This window comes from Rhodoferax sp. GW821-FHT07G04 (assembly GCF_059418585.1).
Genome location: NZ_JBWKQD010000001.1, coordinates 1,087,387 through 1,110,017, shown reverse-complemented (window position 1 = coordinate 1,110,017; position 22,631 = coordinate 1,087,387). Strand labels below are relative to the sequence as shown.

Annotated in this window: 20 protein-coding genes; 9 read left to right on the top strand and 11 right to left on the bottom strand. The window is 59.6% G+C overall.

Features of this window, described 5'->3' with window-relative positions:
* Positions 1–33: 33 nt before the first annotated feature.
* Positions 34–432: a hypothetical protein gene (locus AC07OO_RS05105; protein WP_495080967.1), complete on the top strand. Its 399-nt coding sequence runs from the start codon at positions 34–36 to the stop codon at positions 430–432.
* A gap of 88 nt (positions 433–520) precedes the next feature.
* Here the strand turns inward: AC07OO_RS05105 and AC07OO_RS05100 are convergent, their stop codons facing one another.
* The gene (locus AC07OO_RS05100) at positions 521–1,255 is read right to left on the bottom strand and encodes a substrate-binding periplasmic protein (RefSeq protein WP_495080966.1); all 735 of its coding nucleotides are present in this window, start codon (positions 1,253–1,255) and stop codon (positions 521–523) included.
* A 136-nt stretch (positions 1,256–1,391) separates the two neighbouring features.
* Between AC07OO_RS05100 and AC07OO_RS05095 the strand changes: the two genes are divergently transcribed.
* Positions 1,392–2,267: a hypothetical protein gene (locus AC07OO_RS05095; RefSeq protein WP_495080965.1), complete on the top strand. Its 876-nt coding sequence runs from the start codon at positions 1,392–1,394 to the stop codon at positions 2,265–2,267.
* Between the two features lie 11 nt (positions 2,268–2,278).
* Here the strand turns inward: AC07OO_RS05095 and ctlX are convergent, their stop codons facing one another.
* Both ctlX and ocd read right to left on the bottom strand, forming a co-directional pair.
* The gene (ctlX, locus tag AC07OO_RS05090; protein ID WP_495080964.1) at positions 2,279–3,220 is read right to left on the bottom strand and encodes a citrulline utilization hydrolase CtlX; all 942 of its coding nucleotides are present in this window, start codon (positions 3,218–3,220) and stop codon (positions 2,279–2,281) included.
* Entirely contained in the window at positions 3,220–4,353 is a 1,134-nt protein-coding gene (gene ocd / locus AC07OO_RS05085; protein WP_495080963.1) for an ornithine cyclodeaminase, read from the bottom strand. The genes ctlX and ocd overlap by 1 nt, the downstream gene beginning before the upstream one ends.
* Before the next feature lie 135 nt (positions 4,354–4,488).
* On the opposite strand from ocd, the gene AC07OO_RS05080 reads away from it, so the two are divergent.
* Positions 4,489–4,914, top strand: coding sequence for an Lrp/AsnC family transcriptional regulator (locus tag AC07OO_RS05080; RefSeq protein WP_495080962.1), 426 nt, complete (start codon positions 4,489–4,491; stop codon positions 4,912–4,914).
* 11 nt (positions 4,915–4,925) lie between these two features.
* Here the strand turns inward: AC07OO_RS05080 and AC07OO_RS05075 are convergent, their stop codons facing one another.
* The 3 genes from AC07OO_RS05075 to creD form a co-directional block, all read right to left on the bottom strand.
* Positions 4,926–5,303, bottom strand: a complete 378-nt coding sequence (locus AC07OO_RS05075) for a hypothetical protein (protein ID WP_495080961.1) — start codon at positions 5,301–5,303, stop codon at positions 4,926–4,928.
* A 141-nt stretch (positions 5,304–5,444) separates the two neighbouring features.
* Positions 5,445–6,554: a glycoside hydrolase family 3 N-terminal domain-containing protein gene (locus tag AC07OO_RS05070; protein ID WP_495080960.1), complete on the bottom strand. Its 1,110-nt coding sequence runs from the start codon at positions 6,552–6,554 to the stop codon at positions 5,445–5,447.
* Between the two features lie 197 nt (positions 6,555–6,751).
* Positions 6,752–8,089, bottom strand: a complete 1,338-nt coding sequence (gene creD / locus AC07OO_RS05065; protein ID WP_495080959.1) for a cell envelope integrity protein CreD — start codon at positions 8,087–8,089, stop codon at positions 6,752–6,754.
* 208 nt (positions 8,090–8,297) lie between these two features.
* Between creD and AC07OO_RS05060 the strand changes: the two genes are divergently transcribed.
* From AC07OO_RS05060 to AC07OO_RS05035, 6 genes are all read left to right on the top strand, one after another.
* Entirely contained in the window at positions 8,298–9,212 is a 915-nt protein-coding gene (locus tag AC07OO_RS05060; RefSeq protein ID WP_495080958.1) for a hypothetical protein, read from the top strand.
* 185 nt (positions 9,213–9,397) lie between these two features.
* A complete protein-coding gene (locus AC07OO_RS05055) occupies positions 9,398–10,477 on the top strand; it encodes a choice-of-anchor X domain-containing protein (RefSeq protein WP_495080957.1) in 1,080 nt (359 codons plus the stop codon).
* Between the two features lie 215 nt (positions 10,478–10,692).
* The gene (locus AC07OO_RS05050) at positions 10,693–12,213 is read left to right on the top strand and encodes a DUF1800 domain-containing protein (protein WP_495080956.1); all 1,521 of its coding nucleotides are present in this window, start codon (positions 10,693–10,695) and stop codon (positions 12,211–12,213) included.
* A complete protein-coding gene (locus AC07OO_RS05045) occupies positions 12,213–13,397 on the top strand; it encodes a DUF1501 domain-containing protein (protein WP_495080955.1) in 1,185 nt (394 codons plus the stop codon). Before AC07OO_RS05050 ends, AC07OO_RS05045 begins: the two co-directional genes overlap by 1 nt.
* A 61-nt stretch (positions 13,398–13,458) precedes the next feature.
* Positions 13,459–16,398 (top strand): response regulator, encoded by a 2,940-nt coding sequence (locus tag AC07OO_RS05040; protein ID WP_495080954.1) that lies wholly within the window; start codon positions 13,459–13,461, stop codon positions 16,396–16,398.
* Between the two features lie 9 nt (positions 16,399–16,407).
* Entirely contained in the window at positions 16,408–17,568 is a 1,161-nt protein-coding gene (locus AC07OO_RS05035; RefSeq protein ID WP_495080953.1) for a hybrid sensor histidine kinase/response regulator, read from the top strand.
* 52 nt (positions 17,569–17,620) lie between these two features.
* On the opposite strand, the gene AC07OO_RS05030 is transcribed toward AC07OO_RS05035, so the two are convergent.
* The 5 genes from AC07OO_RS05030 to egtB all read right to left on the bottom strand — a co-directional run bounded on the left by AC07OO_RS05030 (position 17,621) and on the right by egtB (position 22,628).
* On the bottom strand, positions 17,621–19,318 hold the full coding sequence (locus tag AC07OO_RS05030; protein ID WP_495080952.1) for a hydroxysqualene dehydroxylase: 1,698 nt from the start codon (positions 19,316–19,318) through the stop codon (positions 17,621–17,623).
* A gap of 134 nt (positions 19,319–19,452) precedes the next feature.
* Positions 19,453–20,070, bottom strand: coding sequence for a uracil-DNA glycosylase family protein (locus tag AC07OO_RS05025; RefSeq protein WP_495080951.1), 618 nt, complete (start codon positions 20,068–20,070; stop codon positions 19,453–19,455).
* A gap of 13 nt (positions 20,071–20,083) precedes the next feature.
* Positions 20,084–20,362: a DUF427 domain-containing protein gene (locus AC07OO_RS05020; RefSeq protein WP_495080950.1), complete on the bottom strand. Its 279-nt coding sequence runs from the start codon at positions 20,360–20,362 to the stop codon at positions 20,084–20,086.
* On the bottom strand, positions 20,359–21,378 hold the full coding sequence (gene egtD / locus AC07OO_RS05015; RefSeq protein WP_495080949.1) for an L-histidine N(alpha)-methyltransferase: 1,020 nt from the start codon (positions 21,376–21,378) through the stop codon (positions 20,359–20,361). The genes AC07OO_RS05020 and egtD overlap by 4 nt, the downstream gene beginning before the upstream one ends.
* The gene (gene egtB / locus AC07OO_RS05010) at positions 21,375–22,628 is read right to left on the bottom strand and encodes an ergothioneine biosynthesis protein EgtB (protein WP_495080948.1); all 1,254 of its coding nucleotides are present in this window, start codon (positions 22,626–22,628) and stop codon (positions 21,375–21,377) included. Before egtB ends, egtD begins: the two co-directional genes overlap by 4 nt.
* Between the last annotated feature and the right edge of the window lie 3 nt (positions 22,629–22,631).

The following is a 22,631-nucleotide window of genomic DNA, read 5'->3' as shown; positions in this document are numbered from 1 at the left end:
AGCCTATGGCTTTGTTAGAAACAGGAGGTTTGCATGAACACGTCCAACGCCCCTTTTTGCAATTCAGCGTGCTGGGTAGTGGCCGGCGCATTACTGCTCAGCACCGCAGCGCTGGCGAGACCATCTGACACCGAGGCGCAAGCCCGATACCGGCAGGATATGGAATACTGCAACAGTGGCCAGTCCAGCCAAGCCCCGAATGTGTGCCGCACCGAGGCCCGTAACGCGCTAGCCGAAGCCAGGCGCGGCAACCTGGGTGATGCACCACCCGACCAATACGCTCGCAACGCGGTTCAGCGTTGCAGTGTGTTCCGTGGCGATGAGCGCAGCGCCTGCGAGGCGCGGGTTCAGCAGCCTTCGCGCATTGACGGCAGCGTGAGTGGGGGCGGGCTGGTGCGTGAGAGCGTCATCATCATTACGCCAGAGCAATGAGGCTCAGCGGCATTGCCGTTTGGAGAATAGGCCGTTAGCCCTCGTGCAATATGGATGATGCGCTCCATTTTTGATAGCTATCGCGTACTCACTCCAAGCGACCGTAGCGTGCGCGAATGGCCTTGGCTGTGCCGTCTTGCTCCATGCTGTCCGTCGCATTGCGCAAGCGCTCCACCAACTGCGGGTTGCAGTTTTTGGAGCAGGCAATGTAGTTGAACGTGGCCCCTAGCGGCTCACCCATCTTCACATGGGCATGGCCTTCGCTGTCCTGTAGCAATAGGCGCGATTCTGACACCAGGTTGAACCAGGCATCCACTCGGCCTGCCAACAGCATCTTGGGCGCGGACAGACCCTGTGTTACCTCGTAGATCTGGTCCGCAGTGAAACCGTTGTCACGCAGGATATTGGCGCCCGCTGAGCCGCGCGAGACCGCAACGAGTTTGTAGCGGTGGCGCGCTTCGGCAAAGCTGTTGGCGGGTTGTTCCAGGGCAAAGAAGGCGCGGGAGACTTTGACGGCCGGCACAATCCAGGTATAGGACTCCTCCCGGTCTTTCAGGCGGGCCAGTGGAATGATCAGCGCATCTTTGCCACTCTGCACACTGAGCATGGCCCGGTTGCTGGGCTCCTGCACGATGCGTGCGGTGTAGCCGGCGCGCTGCAGCGCTTCCACTGCCAAGTCGCCAACCACGCCCTTGCGATCCGGGGTATGCATGGCCATTGGGGGTACATCCATCACGTACAAGGCGACCTCTTCAGCCGCTGTAGAGGTGCTGCATGTCAGTGCCCACACAAGGCCCCAGGCAGCAATGCCTTGGAAGTGCATGGTTGCTATACCTCCCAGAAGTCGTTTGGGGCATCATAAACGGCCGTCAGGTCCCGTTGGCGGTGGCGTCCCAAAAAGTCGTAGACTCGCGCGACACGCCATTTGGCGATGTGTTTCAACTGGGATGTAGATAAAAATGCGCACACGATTGCTCAAAACTTCTTTTTTGGTAGCCACGCTGGCCTTGTTGATGGCCGGGTGCATGGAGACCGCCCCCCGCGCGGCCGATGCACCGGCGCCGACTGCTGCGGCCGCCCCCGCCGCACCGGCTGCCACGGGCCCCACCTTTGGCAATGCCTCACCTACGGCGGGCAGTTCCACATCGAACAAGGCCAATGCCGCCGCGGATGCCGCCGCCTATAAGGAGGTGGAATACAAGAACATCAAGAAAAAGGGCCCTGCGCTGATCGTCATTCCGGGCGAAATCAAGAGCAATAACGCCAGCTTTACCCAACGTTTCCTGCCCAACAACATTGCCGACTTTGGTGAGCTGGAACTGTCCAACGCCAACTTCACGGTGCTGGAACGTGCTAATTTGGGCAATTTGCTGAACGAAATTACATTGGCTTACAACTTAGGCAATGTGGCCCAGGCGCGCAAGACCATGCAGGTGGGCAAGCTCAAGACCACCAAATGGATTGTCAAGTTCGACATCTTGAAGGCCGAGCAGATTGCGGAGAACTCCAAAGGGTTTGATGGCCAAGCCATCGGTGGCCTGATCGGCTCCCTGTCGGGTACCCGGGCCGGTGCCGCGACCGGCCACGTTGTGGGCTCGGTCAAGACTGGCGAAACTGCGGGTGTGTGGCTGATCGGTATGCGCTACAAGATCATGAATGCCAACACCACCGAGCAAGTGGCCCAGGGCTACAAGGAACTGAAGATGGAAGTGGGCGCTACCAAGACCAGCGTTTTGGGCATCTCCGAGAGCGCCAAGGGCGGCGTGGGTCTGGACACCATGATCCAGCGCCTGATCCAAACCGCAGTTTGGGATATCGACGCCAAGTACAAGTAAGCGGAAGGGCTTCAGCTGGGCTGTGTGGAGCGGGCTTTGAGGTGTATGCCAGCGAGCATGCAGCGCACCGAACCACCGGCCAACTCAATTGTTGGAACGTCCAGCGGAAGCAACTGCACATGGCGTTCCAACTCGGCGACTTGATCGCTCCGCAATGCACGCAAGGCGCGTGACGAGATGGCCAGCAATCGGCCATCGTCACCTTGTAGTTCCAAGGCATTGCCGGCAAACTCGGCAACCTGCGCCGCCGTCAAATTCACCAAGACACGCCCATTCTCGGCCAGCCGTTCGCGTACCTGCAAGCGGCGTTTGGCGTCGGTGATCATGTCGAATCCCGCCATGGCGAAGTCGGTGCCAATGCACATCAGCACATTGGTGTGGTAGACCGCGCGGCCTTGGGCGTCTGCCGCGTCAAACACCATGGGTTCGAAGTTGAAATGGGTGCAAAAGCGCTCCAGCGCCAGCGGGTCCGCGCGGTGGGATCGGGCTACATAGGCGACCCTATCGATGTGGTCCAAGACCATGGCCCCGGTACCTTCAAGGTAGACATGGTCCTGCTCCAGGCCCGAGTAGTCAATGACGTCTTGCACCCGATAACGTTGCTTTAGTAGTTCTATGACATCACTGCGCCGTTCACGCTGGCGGCTGGGCATGGCCATGGGGTAGATGGCGATATGACCACCGGCATGCGTGGAAAACCAGTTGTTGGGAAATACCGAGTCTGGTGTTTGATGGCCCGTGTCTTCAAACGCATGCACGGTGACGCCAACGTCTCGCAGGCGTTGCACCATGGTGCTGACCTCGGCGTGGGCACGGGCAGACGTTTCCGCGAGTGCCTCTGCAGGCCCCTGGGTCTGGAAGGCATTGTCCAGCAATGTGTCAGGGTTGGAGCAAAAGGCGTGTGGCCGCACCATGACTACGGCAGCCGGTGCCTGTGCCGAAAATCGACCCATCACGCCGCGGCTTCCAGTACGGCTTGTTTGGGGCGGTTGCCTCCCGCTGCAGCCGCACCCACGCTGGTCTTGTTGGGGGTGCTGGGGCGGACCAACTGGTAAAGGTCTTTGGGATCGGCCAACTGGGGTATCAGTGGAATGGCCGCGCCCGCCTGCTGTGACTGCGCCAAGTCGTGCACGTAGCGCAGTGCGGAGAAGTCTTCCATCGCAAAACCGACTGAGTCGAAGAAGGTGATTTGCGCTGCGTTATCGCGGCCAGCCTGGGCGCCCGACAGCACTTGCCACAATTCGGTCACGCCGAACTGTGCGTCCATTTGTTGCAGGTCACCTTCGATACGGGTTTGCGGCTCGTACTCCACAAATACCTTGGCGGCACGCAGCACGTCGGCGTGGATTTCGGTCTTGCCGGGGCAGTCGCCACCCACACCGTTGATGTGCATGCCCGCTGTCAGCATGTCGGGCGTGATGATGGTTGCATTGGTCTTGTCGGCCGTGACGGTCGTGACGATGTCGGAACCTCGCACAGCTTCGGCCGTGCTGTTGCAAACGACCAGGCGCAGACCGGTCGCGTCAGGGTTGTTTTGCAGGTTGCGCAACAGCTTGGCGGTGGCACCGGCGTCCACGTCGTATAGGCGGACTTCTTCAATACCCAGCAGGTGGTGAAAGGCCAAGGCCTGGAATTCACTTTGTGCGCCATTGCCAATCAAAGCCATCACACGGCTGTCTGGCCGCGCTAGCGCACGCGCTGCTACGGCCGACGTGGCAGCGGTGCGCATGGCTGTGGTCAGCGTCAACTCGCTGATCAACAGCGGAAAGCCGCTGGCCACATCGGCCAATACGCCAAAGGCCATCACGGTGGACAGGCCCACGGCGGTGTTCTTGGGGTGGCCGTTGACGTACTTGAAGGTGTAGATGTCTGCGTCGGCAATGGGCATCAGCTCAATGACGCCATCGGGCGAATGGGCGGCCAGGCGGGCGGATTTGTCGAAGCTGGTCCAGCGCAGAAAATCCTGGTGGATATAGGTAGCCATGCCCTGTAGCGCCTGCGCCAAGCCGACGCGGCCCACCATGCTGGCCACGTCTTGAGGGCTCAAAAACAAGGTGTTGTATCGGGTTGCTGTAGCGTTTGCCATGGTCGGTCTCCTCGTGGATTGCAAGGGTTTGCAATTGATGAGAAGAAGTATGGTTTTGCGAGCAAACAATAACAATTGTCAGTTTTGTCTAAATATCGTCAATAATTTGACTATATGGCATAGAAATTTATCGAAATGGATGAAACAGACCACAAACTGATGTCGCTGCTGCGCCAGGATGCCCGCCTGACGGTGGCGGCCTTGGCGGCCAAGTTAAAGGTTTCGCGGGGAACCGTTACCAACCGTATCCGCCGGCTGGAAGACGACGGTGTCATCGTGGGCTATACCGTGCGCCTGCGCCCGGACGTGCAACACAACACCATCAAAGCTTGGATGAGCATTGCAGTCGACGGCAACCAGACCCGGGCGGTAATTGCCAGCCTCTTGGGGGAACCCGGCGTAGCCACACTGCACGACACCAATGGCCGGTGGGATTTGCTGGCGGAGTTGCGGGCTGAAAGCCTGCAGGAGCTGGCCAAGGTGCTGGAGCGCATACGCCTGCTGAAAGGCATCAGCAATACGGAGACCAGCATCCACCTGGAGACGTTCAGGGTCTCCTGACACGCCAGGTGTCAGTCACCATGCTTGCCATGGCCCTTGCCATGGCCTCTGCCGTGTTCGCCGTGCTCTTCATAGCGCTCGCGTACCCAGTCTTCGCGCACAAAGTACACCGGCTGGCCGCAAGCGTTGTAGCGGCTGCAGTGTTTGCTCCAATGTTTCTGGTGCCCCGGTGGCACGTAGAGATAAATGGGCTGCTGTTGGACCGCAATCGGCTGCGGAACGACGACGATGGGCTGTGGGTACACCAGACGGGGCTGTGGGAAGTTGCCAATGTCGATGCGGCCGTATACGCCGGGCTGGTTGATGCCGATGGAAACGCCGACATTGGTTTGTGCAAAGCTGGGGGCAATGGTGAGCAGGGCGGTTGCCAGTAGTAGGATTTTTTTCATAGTCTTTCTCCAAACACAACGATACGCTTCCAACGAGCGGGCACGCGCGTAAGACGACCATTGTCGTGGTTTTGAATGTAAGACTTTGTCAACGCTACCACCGCCAACCCGGGTAATGCAGCTACCCCTGAGCGGTTTCTTTCAGCTTTTGGTGCCTAGGATGTTCTGCAGCCGCTGTCCGCTGGCCAGCACCTGGCGGTTGTCCAGGCGGCCGTCGCGCTGTGCTTGCAACAGGCAGTGCATGACCGTGTAGTACTGGTCGGTGTCGTAGGACACCAGCAGCAGGTCCACGCCGGCGTTGATCGCATCCACGCCGGCCTTGCACATGCCATGCCGAACCACAGGGGCCATCGCCATGTCGTCGGTCACGATGACACCGTTGTGCCCCCATTGGTTGCGCACAATGCCTTGGACTACTTTTCGGGACAAGGACGCGGGTTGCTCCGCATCCACTGCGCTCAGGGTGGCATGTCCCACCATCAACAAGGATTGTGTGGCGCGAAGTCCTTCGCGGAAGGGAATCCAGTCGCTGTGCTCCAAGGTACTTTCGCTACTGGTCAAGGATGCTCTGAAAAGATGCGTGTCGGCGGTGACACGTCCCAATCCTGGAAAGTGTTTGAGCGTCGCGTGCAGGCCCTGGTCCTCCAGCCCATGGGCATAACCAATGACGGCGGAACGCACCCGGTATGCATCGGCTGATATTGCGCGTTGGGCGATCAGGCTGTGGAAGTCCAACCGTGTGCGGGTGCGCTTATGCGAAAGATCAGCCAGCGGAGCGAAGTTCACGGTCACACCCAGCCTGGCCAAGCCACGTCCGTGCTCTTGCCCGTAGGAATAGGCCAATGCCTCGATGTCCTGTGCAGGAGCGTCATCAATCACGTCCGCCAGCGGGGGTGTGGATGCCAATGGTGGCGACATGCGTGCAACCACGCCGCCTTCTTGGTCGGTGCTGACAATCAAGGGTGCAAGGCCCGCTTCTTCGCGCAGCCACTGCAACTCAGCCACCTCGGCAGCGATCGCCTCGGTGGTCTTGCCCTGCATGGTGTTGGTGCCAATGAATATCCCACCGATCAAGCCCTGTTGGGCCAGCATTCGGACTTCGTCGGGATGGCGGTAGCCAATGATGACGTGTGCACCCAGCGAGCGCGCTGCGTAGGACGCACTGTGCAACACCCGGTATTGACGCCCATGGAATGCGGCTTCTTGCGCGGCCATGATGCAGAGGGCCGATAGCCACAGTCCGAACAACACACTGCGCAAGCCATGTCCCCGGTCCGAATGCCTCCATTTGACCCACAACATGCACAAGACCGCGATTGCCAATGCGCCCAGAAGAAGGGATGCTGTCGTTCGCCACTGCATCAACAAAGGATTGCGTAGCAAGCAGGCCAGCGGCAGTGCTGCCAGGGCCCCACCCCAAAGCAAGTAATGGCAGAGCTTGTGCCGCGTCATGGGGTGGCTGCCTTGTCGAGTGGCAGCCGAGAGCCTGAGGTCAGGCCATACCAGTCGATGCGACGGGTGCCCAGCATCAGTCCGCCCAATGCCAGGAAAAGCAACAGCGAACCCAGCAGCAAGGCGTTTTGTTCGGACCGCAAAATGCCGAAGAGCGATGCGTAGAGCAGGGCCAATGCGAAGCTGAACCCCAGGCCGCGGCGCCAGCCGCGCAGTATGGCCGTCAGGTAAACACCAATCAATGCAATGCAGGCCGCCGCCGCAACCGCGTAGGCTACAGAAAAGGCAATGTGCTCGGACAGGCTGGTCAACAGCAAGAAGAACAAGGCCTGCGCCAAGCCGACGAGTGTGTACTGAATGGGGTGGATGGGTAGGGCTTTGACGCTCTCAAAGGTGAAGAACGCCGCAAACGTCAGCACTACAAACAGCACACCGTATTTGACGGCTCGCAGGCCTTGGCGGTAGACGTCTACGGGGTCAATCAATCGGACTTCAAACCCTCTGGCCTTGTCGTGCGCCTGAGCGCCTTCTGCGCCAGAGGCGAGGCCTGTCGTTCCCCATCGAGCGATGAAGCCGTCTTGGGTGACCTCCCGAGTGCGAGGCAGAAAGCCGCCGCCAAAGCTGGGGTGTGGCCAATTGCCGCGCAACTCTGCGGTGGTTACCTCTCCCATTGGTACGAACTCCACGCTTCCTGTTCCGGCCAGGCGCAGTTCTATGCGAAATGGCAATCGCACGGCCTTGCCGTCCAAGGCAAGAGGGGCGTTGCCATGAAACCCTGTTTTCATGCTCTCTATGAGGGCCGTGCGTTGCAACTCTAAAGGCTTGCCATCCAGTTCCAGTTTCGGCGCTCCACTCAGCCCTCGTGGGTCTGCGATACCGACCGACAGCGTGGGGGTGCCCCAACTCAAGCGGGCATTGACACCTAATGGTGGGAGCGCCGATGCACTGGGTGTTTCCAGGGTCCCGCTGATCGTGCTTTGCAACTCAAACACGGCGGTCTCATGCAAACCGTAGGCTCGCTTTTCTACAGCCAGACCGCCGTCAAAGTGCAGGTCCTTAGGGGTCACGGTCAGTGTGTGCATGCGCTTGCTGCGGACGATTTTTTTGCGCGGTTCGCCCTGGTATTCGTAACTCTTTTCTTCGTCAAACTCCTCTTCTACGGGCACCGTCATGACCGGGCCCACAATGGATTGCTCACCGGCGGTGCTGGCTGCAATAGCGCGTATGGCATCGGCCCGGTAGGCTGTCCGTTCTTCAATCGTGCGCTCCACCATGGCCAGTGGCAGTAGCAGCGCAGCGCCGAGTAGCGCCAGCATGGCGCACTTCAACAGCATGGGATTTCTCATGGGTTTACTCCGTCGTGTGAATCAGCGGCCAGTATTTGCAACCCAGATGGAATACAAACGAAGCCACCATGCGCTGCCGGTGAAGCCTGTGTGAAAACCGTTGGTGGTGGCGCGGGTATACCCCAGTTGTGACGGGCAGACGCTTTGGAGACACTTGCGCACCCCATAGGTTGAATCCAGATTCAAGGAGTTATCCATGCGTTCTGTTTGCCTGGCTTTTTTCCGTCAACGCCCCGCGTTTGCCTTCAAATCGCTGCTGGTGTTTCTACTTTTTCTAGCGGGTGGGGTATATGCCACCAACTATTCGTTGTGGATCAATGGCCGCAACAATCCGAATGCCCAGGTCGGCAACTATGCTGACTTCACCTACTGGGGCCCAGCCAGCACCGCCGCTGGCGTCAATAAAAAATCGGTCAATTGGGACGGCTTCAGCCACGTGGCGGACCAAAACTACCGCATCCGCGACGCCCTGGACTGCTACTGCACGGGCAGCAACTGGTGCTACATCGCGGCTCACAGTGCCGGCAATTTGCAAATAGGTTATGCCCTGTCGCTGTATGGCGGCACCACGCGTAGCAAGAAAAATGCTACCCCCAATGCCTCAGGTGTTTGCGGCAATTCCGATGGCACAACCCAAACAGGCTGGAACATCAAATGGGTGGACGTGGCCGCCGGCGCGGGCGGTGGCAGCGAACTGGCCAATGTGGGCAGTTGGGCCGTATCGGATCCGCTGACATCCGATTTGAAAACCGCAACGGCGCGTGCCATGTACGACCACAACCAGACCCGGGCCAATTGGTTCTATATGTATGCCGGCGCCAAAGGCACGCTGTACTCCGGCATCCTGCCGGGCCAAGACGATGAGGCCGTGGCCTACCACTCTTCGGGTGGTGTGTCCGGTAGTGGCGGGGCCAGTTTCTGCAACCCTTCCGACTGGTTTTGCAATGACTTGACAATGGGCACCGCCGCCAACGAGGGTGGCGCTGCCAAATGGAGCTACCACAGCGTGGTCTTCCGCGACGATGCTGAGGCCTACAACCACTACACGAATGGTGCTTGGGGTGGCGTGGTGTCCAAGGTGCGCGCGGATATGGCGGCCAACGCCAATTGATACGGGTGCCTCGCTCGTTTCTTCGCTTCCAGGCCGTGGTTTGAATTTTGGGCAAGGCTAAGGCTGTTTGGGTGGGCGGTGCGCTGGTCGCGCTGGCCCTGATGGGGTGGTATGGCTGGGGCTCGGATGCAGATTCCGCGGCTGCCAACGCCTTGAGGCCTGGCGGCTTACCAGCCTCTGCGACTGTGACCAATACAGGCCCCAGCTCGGCGCCTAGCACAGGCAAGGGTGGGCCCTATAGCGCGGCGGGTTTGCAGTCGCGCCAAGAGCAGTTGGCGCTTTGGCGTGGCCGCTACGAGCGCGCTGAACAAATCTATGCCAGCTACCGAGACGCGACGCGTTACCCCTACGACTCGCGGCCCATGGCAGAGCACCCAGACCAGGTCAAGCCCTTCGCGCCAATTGCCGAAGAACTGAAGTTGCGCGATTCCAATGGCGATGAGGTGAAGGGCGTCCGCTTGCGGACCAGTCAGGAGCGGGTATTCTTGAGCGGTGCCGAGAGCGTGAAATTCACGGTGGCTGCCACCGATGAAAATGGCCGCGCCCTACCCCTGCTGGTACGTGGGGCACAGGCACAAAGCATTCCTGATTCGCGAACCCCAATCAAACTGATACAGACCAGCGTTGCTTTTTTAGATGACGGCAACGGTGCGGACGATGCATCTGGTGACGGCGTCTACTCCGCACGCCTGACCCCCGCGACCCAGGGGTTCCAGAACTACGGCGGCACGATACGCCTGTTGGTGGATCTGGCGGCAGACGGCAGGCTAGGTGTGGCACATTTTGACGTGGTCTACACCCCTGATGTACCTGCCACCTGGGCTGGCGTGCGGGAGGCTTTGGAAGCAGGTTCGTTGAACTTTTACTTGAAGGCCAATGTTCGTGTAGCCGGGCGCTACGTGGTGAGCGCACGCGTGGACGATGCCAATGGGGTGCCGTTCGCATTGCTGCAGTTCAATGATGAAGTGGCCGCTGGAAGCCGCGAATTCAGACTGCAGGTATTTGGTGCTTTGGTGTTGGACAAAGGCCCCAGCTTCCCGTTGCGCTTGCGGGACGTGGACGGCTTCTTGTTGCTACCAGACCGCTTTCCTGACCGTGCCACGATGGCGCGGCAGGCGGGCGTTGTGCATGTCAGTGCGGTATACGCCAAAAGCCGCTTCTCGGCCGCCGAATGGAGCAGTGAAGAGCGCCAACGCTACCTGACCGAGTATGGCAAGGATGCGGAAACTGCCAAGAAGCAGGTGGAGAGTCTTTCGGGCCCGTAAACATTGGCGGAGGGCCGGTGAATCCAACCCTGGTCTGGCCAGGGTGGCTGCTGTGCGACATATGTCCCGTAACACTTTAGGGGTAAATTACGGCGGAAGCTTCTTATTCCGCTGCCCCATTCCCCACTCTTCCCATCATGGTCAGTGCGCTTCTTGTTCTCGATGTTCAACAGCGCGTGCTGCGTGGAGTCCCTTGCTTTCGCTGGCCCATTTTTGTGCAGGCAATCGGCCTGGGCCTGCTGGGCGCCTGTGCGAGTGTGCCCAGCACTGGGGGTTTGGAAGTGGCCGGGGCGCAGTCTGCAGCGCAAGCCTATGCGCAATCCAATCGATTGAGTTGGGGGGCGAATGCAAGCCTGGTTGAGCATGTACAGCAGGTGGGCATGCAGGCCTATATTGCCGAGCAGCTGCGTCCCACTGCGACACGCTTGCCTGCTTCCGTGCAATCGCAAATCGATGCGATGACGGTGACGCAGCAACCCTTGGTAGCCTTGGTCCAGACCATGGAGAAGCAGCGCAAGGACGCGGACGCCGTCACCGGAGACGATACCAAGAAGGCAGCGCAACAGGCCTATCAGCAAGAAATGAACCGGCTCTCCAAGGAGGCTGCTAGCCGCCATCTGCTGCGCGCGTTGTACTCCAACAACCAGGTCCAGGAGCAAATGACATGGTTCTGGCTCAACCACTTCAGCGTGCACCAGTACAAGAGCAATCTGCGGGCCATGGTGGGGGATTACGAAGAGACTGCTATTCGTCCCTATGCCTTGGGTAAATTCAGAACCCTGCTGGGCGCCGTGGTCGAACACCCAGCCATGCTGCGCTATCTGGACAACGAACAAAATGCCGCAGCGCGCATTAATGAAAACTTTGCGCGCGAATTGATGGAGTTGCATACCCTGGGCGTGGATGCCGGCTACTCCCAGCAGGATGTGCAGGAGCTGGCCAAGATACTGACGGGAGTGGGTGTCAACCTCGGTACCAGCAATTCACCACAGAAGAAGGAGCAGCAAGAGTTCTATCTGCGCAAGGGGTTGTTTGAATTCAACCCGGCGCGCCATGTCTTTGGCTACAAGGAGTTGTTGGGGCAACCCATTCGCAGCACAGGCTATGCCGAACTCACGGAGGCCTTGGATCGCTTGGCTCGCCATCCCGCCACGGCACGCTTGCTCAGCAAAAAACTGGCTAGCTATTGGTTGGCTGATGAGCCACCTGCAGCCCTGGTGCAGCGTATGGCGCAAAGCTTCGAGCGTAGCGATGGAGACATTGCAGCCACCTTGCAAACCCTGTTCGCGTCTACCGAATTTCAGCAACCTGCTGCACACAAGTTCAAGGACCCTACGCGCTTTGTTGTCTCGGCAGTGCGCTTGGCCTATGGTGAAAAGCCGGTGCTCAACGTGAACCCGATGCTGAACTGGATCAACCGCATGGGGCAGCCCTTGTATGGCCGCGCAACGCCCGACGGTTATTCCCTGCAGTCGTCGGCCTGGTCCAGTCCTGGGCAATTGACCACGCGCTTTGAAATCGCCAAGGCGATCGGCTCTGGCAGCGCGGGCCTTTTCAAATCGGAGGGGCCTGAACCACGCGAGGTTGCCGCCTTTCCGCAACTGTCCAGCGCGCTGTACTACCAAGCCATTGCCAAGGGGCTGGGCAGTTCTACGCGCCAGGCATTGGAACAGGCAGCTTCACCGCAGGAATGGAATACCTTCCTGTTGTCGTCACCCGAAATGATGGAGCGCTGATGAATCGCCGCGAATCACTGGCCGGCCTGGCCACAATTGCTTTGTCACAGTCGCCGGGCCGGGTGTATGCGACGCCGGATGCTGGGTCTCGTCTGCTGCTCGTCTTTTTGCGCGGAGGCTACGACGCGGCGAGTCTGCTGGTGCCCTACGGCAGTGGCTTTTACTACGAATCACGCCCCGACATCGCCATTCCTAAACCCTCGGATGATCTGGCATCCTGCCTGCAGGTGGGCGAGGGCTGGGGTCTGCACCCTGCCCTGCGGGAGAGCCTGTATTCCTATTTCAAAAATGGAGAGCTGGCTTTCGTGCCTTTTGCCGGAACGCACGATGTGTCGCGCAGCCATTTTGAGACGCAAGACAGCATAGAAATGGGGCAGGCCTTGGAAGGCCATAAAAACTATGGATCGGGTTTTTTGAATCGCCTTGCGACTCTGCTCGGCGGCAGCAAGCCCATGGCGTTCACCGAGCAGCTACCGGTGATTTTTCAAGGGGATGCCAAAGTCCCCAATACAGTGTTGAAGAGTTTGAACAAGCCGTCGGTGGACGCACGCCAGAGCAGCATCATTGCGTCCATGTACCAAGGTAATGCGTTGATGGCGCATGTTGCCGACGGATTCGCCGTACGCGAAGGCGTGTTGCGCGAGTTGTCTGCGGAAATGGATGCAGCCAACCGCAATGCCATTGCCGCAAAGGGCTTTGAGTTGGAAGCCAAGCGCATCGCACGTTTGATGCGCGACGGCTACAACTTGGGCTTTGTGGATGTGGGTGGCTGGGATACGCATGTATACCAAGGGGCTGCCACGGGCTATCTGGCCAGCCGCTTCGACGAGCTGGGCCGCGGGCTTGCCGCCTTTGCCCAGGAAATGGGTGCGGCGTGGCGGAGCACTACGGTGGTGGTGCTCAGTGAATTTGGCCGCACATTCAGACAGAATGGCAACCGGGGCACTGATCACGGGCATGGAACCGTGACCTGGTTAATGGGTGGTGGTGTAAGGGGTGGGCGCATTGCCGGTGAGCAGGTTCGTGTCGAACAGTCAACGTTGTTCCAGAATCGGGACTTTCCGGTGCTCAACGAATACCGGGCTCTACTGGGTGGTGTATTCCAACGCCAATTCGGCTTGTCGGCCAAGCAACTGGACCACGTGTTTCCCGGGGCTAAGCCGCAGGACCTCAAGCTGCTGTAGCCCGAGGCTGGCGTACAGTAGACTCAAACCGGCCTGCACCGGGGTCTAACACTGGAATTCCATGGACGAAGCAACCGCTAACGAGAGTGTGCGACGCGCGGTAGGTCTGCACCACCGTGTGGGGCAGTTTCTTCGCAGCGCAGGTGGCCGCCCCGCCGATGAAAAATTCACACTGCTGATCCGCTTCAACTGGGCGGTAGTGGCCTTTGCGGTCAGCTATATGGCGGTCAGTTGGGCCATCAGCTTCCAGCCCGGGATTTATGTCATGGCGACTCTTGCCGTGATGCTGTTGGGGAATCTGCTATACATCCATACGCATGGCCACTATGTCGCCGCAGCAAATGTCTATTTGTTCGGCAATTGCTTTGTGGGCATATTGGGCTCCACCTACTTTTCGGGTGGGCTGTACTCACCGGTCATTTGCTGGTTTGCAAGCGGGCCGGTGACGGCGATCCTGTTGCTGGGCTTTAATCGCAATGCCATCGCCTGGCTGGGGATCAACTCTGTATTGGTACTCGCATTTGGTGTTGCGGCCGGGATGGGTGTGGACTTACCCATTTTGTATGACACGCAGTATGCGGGGTTCTTTTTTTCGACCAGCCAGGTCGGCTTGGTCCTGACCCTGCTGATTCACACCAAGATATTCGATGCGGCCAAAAACAGGGCACTGATCGAGTCGGAAGCCAGGAACCAGGAGCTGCAAGATGCTTTGCATGCAACGGCACAGGCGCGCCAGAAGGCCGAGGAAGCGACCGCATCCAAGTCGGCCTTTCTGGCGAACATGAGCCATGAAATCCGCACGCCGATGAACGCCATTATTGGTATGAGCCATTTGGCATTGAAGACCGAATTGGCACCACGCCAGCGCGACTACATGCAAAAGGTGCAGCAGTCGGGCCAACATCTGCTGGGCATCATCAATGACATTCTCGATCTATCCAAAGTAGAAGCAGGCAAGCTGGATCTGGAGATCGGTGAATTCAGCCTGGAGCAGGTGCTGGGCAAGGTTGCCAACCTGATCGACGACAAGGCCGCTGACAAAGGCTTGGAATTGCTGTTTGATATTCCGCAGAACGTGCCGGATGCCCTTAGGGGCGATGCCTTGCGCCTGAGTCAGATGATCATCAATTACGCCAACAACGCGATCAAGTTCACGGACCGCGGTGAGATCGACATCATCGTGCGGGTTCAAGAGCGCTTTGAAGATGCCGTGTTGCTACGCTTCGCGGTGCGCGATAGTGGCATCGGTTTGTCGCCTGAGCAGGTTGCCAAACTGTTCCAAAATTTCCAGCAGGCCGACGCGTCCACCACCCGCAAATACGGTGGTACGGGCTTGGGCTTATCCATTACCAAAATCCTGGCCCAGCAAATGGGTGGTGAAGTAGGGGTGGACAGCGTCGCTGGCGCGGGTGCCACTTTCTGGTTCACGGTCAAGCTGGGTCTTGGTAGCGATGCGCCCCGCAAGCTGCTGTTGCAAAGCGAGCTGCACGGCCGGCGTGTGCTGGTGGTGGACGATATGGACAGTGCCCGCCAAGTGCTGGGGGAAATGTTGACCGGCATGCGTTTTATGGTGGACACGGTGCCTAATGGTGAGCAGGCGCTGACCACCATCCAGCGCGCCGATGCGGCTGGGTACCCCTACGACATCGTATTGCTGGATTGGCAGATGCCGGACATGGATGGCATAGAGACCGCACAGCGCCTGCACGGCCTCTCGCTGCGGCAGCGCCCCCGGTTAGCCATGCTGTCCGCCCATGGACGCGGTGACCTTGCAGTAGCCCTGGCCAGGGCCCCAGGTACCGGTATCGCGGCCGTGCTGGACAAGCCGGTTGTGCCTTCCTATCTGTTTGACACGCTGATCGACTTGCTGGGTGTGGCATCCGATCGTGGCAGGGCCCGCCGCGCGGTGGCTGCCAATGCCATCCCCCAAGCGCTGCGTGCCATTGAGGGTGCACGTATTTTGTTGGCCGAAGATAATGCCCTGAACCAGCAAGTGGCCAGCGAGCTGCTGCGCGAAGCAGGGCTGAATGTGGACATTGCAGATGACGGCCGCATCACATGCGATATGGCCGCCCAGGCTTTGGCCGCGGGCGAACCCTATGCGCTGATCCTGATGGATTTGCAAATGCCGCAGATGGACGGCTTGGAAGCGACCCGGGCCATACGCGAGAGCCAGCAGAGCGCTGCCCCCCCCATCGTCGCGATGACAGCCAATGCCATGGCCACGCACCGGGAGCAGTGCATGGCGGCCGGTATGGTGGACTTTGTCGCCAAGCCGATTGATCCGGATGCGCTCTTTCGCGCGTTGCTGCGCTGGATCGCGCCACATCATGTGGCGGCTCTACCATCCTCGGCTGCACCGCAGGGAGCTGCCCCCCAAGGAGGGAGTTGGGCCGACGCCGCGCCTCCGGGGATCCCTGGCTTGGATCACGAGGCGGGCTTGCGGCGGGTACTGGGCAAACCGCAGCGCTACGCCGCCATGTTGCGCGGTTTTGTGGACGCACAGGCCGATGTGGTGGTGCATATACGCGAGGCTCTGGCGACCCAGGACCGGCCTACTGCTGTGCGCTTGGCCCACACGCTGAAAGGCTTGGCCGGCAACATTGCAGCATCCGACCTGGTGCGCGCGGCCTTGGCGATGGAGCAGGCCCTGCGCGCCGAGCTGGCCCCGGAAGCACTAGAACCCCAGTTGGACGGGTTGGCACGCATGCTGGCGACCCAGGTAGCGGCCATACGCGCCGCACTGCCCAACAATGGCAAGGTGTTGCCAGCGGCGCAGCCAGTGCTGGATCCGCAGCAATTGGCCACCGTATGCCAGCAACTGCACAGCTTGTTGGCCAATGACGATGGAAACGCCGAGCGTTTGCTAGCAGAATATGCGAATATGCTGCACATGGCTTTTCCCCAGCACTTCTCGGACCTGCAAGCCGCGGTCAACGGCTTTGACAGCGAACGCGGTTTGGCGATCTTGCAGCGCGCCATGGTCGAGAATTCGCGCTGAGGGCAGCTTATGCAGACCGTGCCAGATGCTTCCCCACGCCCGGTCATTCTGGTGGTCGACGACACCCCCCAGAACTTGGCCTTGATGCGGGATCTGCTGGAAGCCGACTACACCGTCAAAGTGGCGCCGAGTGGTGAGCGCGGGCTGAAGATCGCCAGAAGCCAGTCCATAGACTTGATCTTGTTGGACATCATGATGCCGGACATGGATGGCTACGAGGTGTGCCGGCAATTGAAGGCTGACCCGCAGACGGCCGACATCCCGGTGATTTTCTTTACCGCCAAAACGGAAACGCAGGACGAGCAAATGGGCTTTGCGCTGGGTGCGGCTGACTACATCACCAAGCCCATCAGCCCGCCCATTGTCCTGGCCCGCGTCAAGGCGCACTTGCTGTTCAAGCAGGCGCGCGATGCGCTGGAGCGGCGTAACCGCGAAGACAAGCAGCGCTTTGACACGGCCTTGGCCCAGCAGGTGGAATTGAACGAATTGAAGTCAACCTTTGTTGCGATGACCTCGCACGAATTCCGCACACCCCTGACCTCCATCCTGGTCTCGCAAAGCCTGCTGCGTAACTATTGCGACCGCCTGCCGGTTGACGAACGCAATGGCCTGCTGGACAGCATAGAGTCGGCCGTCAAACGCATGGTTCTGATGTTGGACCAGGTGCTCACCATAGGCAAGGCCGACGCCCATTTGCTGGCATTCAACCCCAAACCGATGAACCTGCAGAAGCTGTGTGAACAATTGCGCGATGAGGCGGTGGCCAGCCATAGCCAGGGCAAAGCCATGGCGGCCCGCGTACTGATGGACTCGGACTGGGGTGACCAAGACGTGCTTGCGGACGAAAAATTGCTGCGCCACATACTCAGCAACCTGCTGTCGAACGCCATCAAGTATTCACCCGACAGCGCCGAGGCACAGTTCACGATTCGCCGCAATGGCCATGGCGTTTGTTTTGATGTACGGGACCGAGGCATAGGAATACCGGCCGAGGATTTGCCCCATTTGTTTGGCGACTTTCACCGTGCCAGCAATGTAGGCAATATCCCCGGAACCGGCCTGGGCCTGGCCATTGTGAAGCGTGCCGTGGAGAGCCATGGCGGCACCATCGCGGTGACTAGCGAGGCCGGCAACGGCACTTGCTTCACTGTGACCATTCCCCTGCAATAGGGCGCAAAAAGACCGCAATACGCAAGGTCACAGCAGGTGCTCTATGGCGTAGTTACAAGATCTTCTTCCATGGCAAGCCCTTTTCGAAATTGGCCCGATCAATCATTTGCAGCGGCTTTAACAGCAGGGGGGTGTGCGTCTCCCAGATTTCGCAATAGTCCTCGTCCGAATCACTGGCCAGCAGGATGCTATTGACGGCGCGGCGCGCGGCTTCGTTGGCGCCCTCCATCGTCGCCAGATCGGTATTGGTCTTCACATAGTCACTGGCCAGAAACAGATTAGGGATGCCAGTATGGGCATTGGGGCGTATGGACCAGGTATCACATTGGTTGACCAATAGCGGCTCCAGATTGAAGACCTTGTTCATCTTCTCGAGTTTGACGGGGCTGAGCCGAGCGGTCATCACCGGGCTCATCGGGGCCGCCATGGGGACAATGTCTTCATCCAGGTAATAGTCTTCGACCATCTCGTCGCTGAGCACGTTTGCGCCGCCGAAATTCAGTTCCTGTTTCAGTTGGGCCCAGACCTCTTTCTGGATTTCGTCCTTGGTGCAGTCACGCGCCGCCTTGCCGTTGAAATTGCCGGGCGCTGTCCAATTGGAAATGTCGACGGACAGTATGGACACCACCTTGCCATCGCCCCGGCGTTTGAGGTCATACTCCGGCCAAAACTGGATTTGCGAGATGCTGGTTAGCGCCCAGTTGCTGCCCGTGTACATGGTGTGGCCGCGATTCAGATTGACCTCTTGGTTCAGGTAGAACTGCAGGCCGTTCATCCACTCGACATTGGGGGCCAGCTTGATGATGTTCTTCAGCGATGGGTCAATCCTCAGCATATCCTCGCTGATCAGGTTGGCAGCCCGTTCCACCGGTACGGCCATCAGGTAGTAGTCTGCCGTGGCGTGGGTTCTGCCAGCAACACCGTCTTTCTCAAAACTGATTCCGGAGATTTTTCCATCTCGTGTATGGATGGATGTGACGCTGGCGCCCCGGTGGTAGTTGACACCTTTGCTGAGCAGGTAGTCGTGCCAGGGGTCCAGCCAGGCGGTATTGGTGGGTGCGTTGAACACGCGGTCGGTGTCGCGTGTAAACGGGTCCATCATCATGTAAAACATTTGCAGCAGGATGGCGCCGCAGGTGCGGGTGCTGGCCATCTGGGCCTGGCAGGCAACCAGGCTGCGTGTCAGCCCACCCGACAGCAGCCGTTGGTAGGCCGCGCTCTTGGTGGCCGATTCGGTGTAGTCCCACCAACTGATGCTGTCGTACTCCTCCGAAAAACGCTTGCTGCAACTGGTCATCAATTGCCAGATCTTGCCGGAAAAAAATTCGATCTCTTCGGTGCTCAGCTCGGAGCTGAAAGCCTGGAAGCCTTTGAAGAACTCTTCAATCTCTTTGAGCGAGGTCGGGAAGTCCACCGGCAGGATGATGGGTTTGGCGTCGCTCTGCGCCATCATCATGTTCTCCGTCACCACCAGGTTGTCGAAGGCCGTCTTGTCGTCCCCGACCGGTATGCGCTTCATCGTGTCCGTGACGTGCTTGTAGAAACCGGGAAAGAAGCGAAAACCGTGTTCGCCAGGCAAGAACAGCGCGGGGTCTGTCTTGTTGGTGCCCGGCGCGTCCACACTGCGCGCCTTGCCACCGACGTACTTGGGATTGCGCTCGTAGACTTCCACTTGAAATCCGCGCTCCACCAATTCGTGCGCGGCGCTCATGCCGGCCACCCCACCCCCGATCACAATCACTGTTGGCATAGTTCCTCCCAAAGAATGTCAAGGTCGTACAGCGCCCACATGGTTTTTTGTATGGGCCTGCGGATGTTACTGAAAACTCTTTGGCGTGGTTGTCTTTTTGGCCGGGCTTGCGCGCCCGTTGAATGGCCTGGCGCTCAATGCAGCAGCGCGGCAACACGTTGCTGCAATACCGGGAGCAGTTCCGCTTCAAACCAGGGATTTCGCTTGATCCACAGGTTGTTGCGGGGGCTGGGGTGCGGCAGGGGCAGCACGGAAGGCAGATGGTCGCGCCAATGTTCAACCACCTGTGTCACCGTGCGCTCCCGGGTTTCGTCCGCCATGTGCCACTGTTGGGCATAGCGGCCAATCACCAAAGTCAGTGCGATGTGCGGCAAGTGGGCCAGCACGCGTCTGCGCCACAGGGGGGCGCATTCGGCGCGCGGAGCGAGGTCTCCGGATGGCCCGGTGCCCGGGTAGCAAAAGCCCATGGGGACGATGGCAACCTGCTGCGGGTCATAGAAGACGCTTGGGTCTATGCCCATCCATGCGCGCAAGCGGTCTCCGCTGGCGTCATCGAAGGGAATGCCGCTTGCATGCACTTTGCGCCCGGGTGCTTGGCCGGCTACGAGGATGCGCGCCGCAGGGTGCATTTGCACGACTGGGCGAACCCCCTGCGGCAAGTGCGCCGCACAGGCTTTGCAGGCGCGCACTTCGGCAAGGAGTTGTTCGCATGCGAGCCGTGGTGCGGCAGTCGGCGCCTGCTTGCGGTGCATCTGCTGCGTGGGTTTAGCTAACGACCACGCCCTTCCAGAACGCGACACGGCCCTTGATCTGGGCGGCTTCGGGCTTGGGATCTGGGTAGTACCACACGGCGTCGGGGTTCAGCTCACCATCCACGATCAGCGAGTAGTAGCTGGCTTGGCCTTTCCAAGGGCACATGCTCTTGTGGCTGCTGAACGTTGTGTAAGCCCGGTTCAGTGATGTTTCGGGGAAATAGTGATTGCCTTCCACCACTACGGTGTCGTTGCTTTCGGCGATGACGGTATTTTTCCAGACGGCTCTCATCCATGGCTCCTCGGTTTGGGGGCGTCCAGCCACAGCAGGCAGAACTTGTTGTCAGGGTCGGTCCAGGCCTGTCCCGGCGTAAAGCCTGCTCGCTGGGCCAACTGATGCAATCCTTCGACGGTGAACTTGTATGAGTTTTCGGTGTGCAGGGTCTCACCTTGCGCAAAGGTAAATGGCGTGCCGCCCACGCGCACCGTTTGTTGGCAGGTGCTCATCAGGTGCATTTCGATGCGTTGGAACGGTGCGTTGTAAAACGCGCTGTGGGCAAATTGGTCCAGTTGGAAATTGGCGCCCAGTTCGCGGTTGGCGCGCACCAGTACATTGCGGTTGAAGGTGGCCGTCACGCCCTGCGAGTCGTTGTAGGCTGCGTGCAGCAGATCGGGGCTCTTGACCAGGTCGGCACCCAGGATCAAAGCTCCACCTTGCAATGTGCGGGCGCACATGCGCATGAAACGCAGGGCGTCCAGGGGCTCGAAGTTGCCCAGTGTCGAGCCGGGGAAAAAGCCGACGCGGCGCCCTTCAGGCGGTACATCGGGCGGTAGTACCAAGTCTTGGGTGTAGTCGGCCACCAGCGGCTCGATCTGCAAGTGGGGGTAGGCCTTGCCCATCTTCAGGGCCGCCTCTTGCAGGTGTTGGGCGGAGATGTCGATGGGGATGTAGCGCGCCGGCCGGTCCATGGCGTCCAGCAGCACGCGCACCTTGTGCATGGAGCCGGCACCAAATTCCAGAATCTCGGCGTGGGGCCCCAGGTGCAGTGCGATTTCGCGGGCATGCCTTTGCAGAATGGACAGCTCGGTTCGGGTGGGGTAGTACTCAGGCAGTTTGCAAATCTGATCAAACAAGTCGGAGCCTGCTGCGTCATAGAAGTACTTGGGTGAAATGCTTTTACGCTGCAGGGCCAGGCCCTGTTTCAAGTCGCGCAGGAACTCAGCAGGGTCCCGCTCAAGCACATCGCTTGCGGCATCCAGCGTGTCCGGCAGGTCTTCAGTGCCTGCGTAAGCCAGGTTGTCTTTCATGGTCGGTCCTTTGCCAGACGTATGCCTGAAAACTGCCAGCGCGCGGCCGGCGGGAAGAAATTACGGTAGGTTTTGCGGCTATGCCCATCGGGTGTGGCAGGGCTGGAGCCGCGCAGCACCTGCTGGCCCACCATGAATTTGCCGTTGTACTCGCGCACCGCACCGGTACGCGGCCGAAAACCGGGGTAGGGGTCGTAAGAGGAGCGAGTCCACTGCCAGCCGTGGCCCAGCATTTGCTGGACGTGCGGCCAGTCGAATGCCACTTCCCACTCGAACTCAGTGGGCAGGCGCGCGCCATACCATTCGGCAAAGGCCGCTGCCTCGTAGAAACTGACATGATGGACCGGTGCTTGGCGGTCCAGCGGCTGCACGCCGTGCAATCCAAATACTTGCCACTGGTTCGAGGACGGCGCGCGCGGGTCTCCTGGCGCGAGCCAATAGGCTGGCGCGCGGAGCCCCTGGGCCTGCACTGCGGCCCAGCCGTCGGACAGCCACCACTGGGCCTGGGCGTAACCGCCGTCCGCAATAAAGCCCAGGTACTCGCCGCAAGTCACGAGGCGATTGGCAATCTGAAAAGGGTGTAGCAAGGCCTGGTGTCGCGGGGTCTCGTTGTCAAACGCAAAACCGTCGCCCGCATGGCCCACCGCGTGCACACCGCCATCCACGGCCAGCCATTGCATAGCGGATGCTTCGTAGGCGGGTTGTGCGGACGGAACGGCTTGGTAGGCTGGTAGCAAAGGATTGCAGGACAACAGATGCAGGATGTCGGTCTGCACCAGCTCCTGGTGCTGCTCTTCATGGTGCAAGCCCAGTTCGATCAAACCCACGGCAGCTTGCCAGCTGGCCTCGTCCGCGATAGACAGAAAGTGCAGCATTGCTGCATCGACATGCCGTCGGTAAGCGTGGATGTCGGCCAGCGCGGGACGCGTTAGCAATCCTCGGTGGGGGCGCGGATGTCGTGGCCCCAGAGCCTCGTAGTAGGAGTTGAACAGGTACAGGTATTGGCTGTCGAAGACCTGGTAACCCGTCTGAAAGGCCTGAAGCACCACAGTCTCAAAAAACCAGCTCGTGTGGGCTAGGTGCCATTTGGTCGGGCTGGCGTCTGGCATGGACTGCACGCACTGGTCTTCGGCCGACAATGGTTCTGCCAGCGCCAGCGTGCGGGCGCGCACCGCTTCAAAACGTTGGACCAACGCAGCGCGGAGGGTTGCCGAGGTGCAGGGTGCTGACGGCAGAACGGTGGACAGCATGGA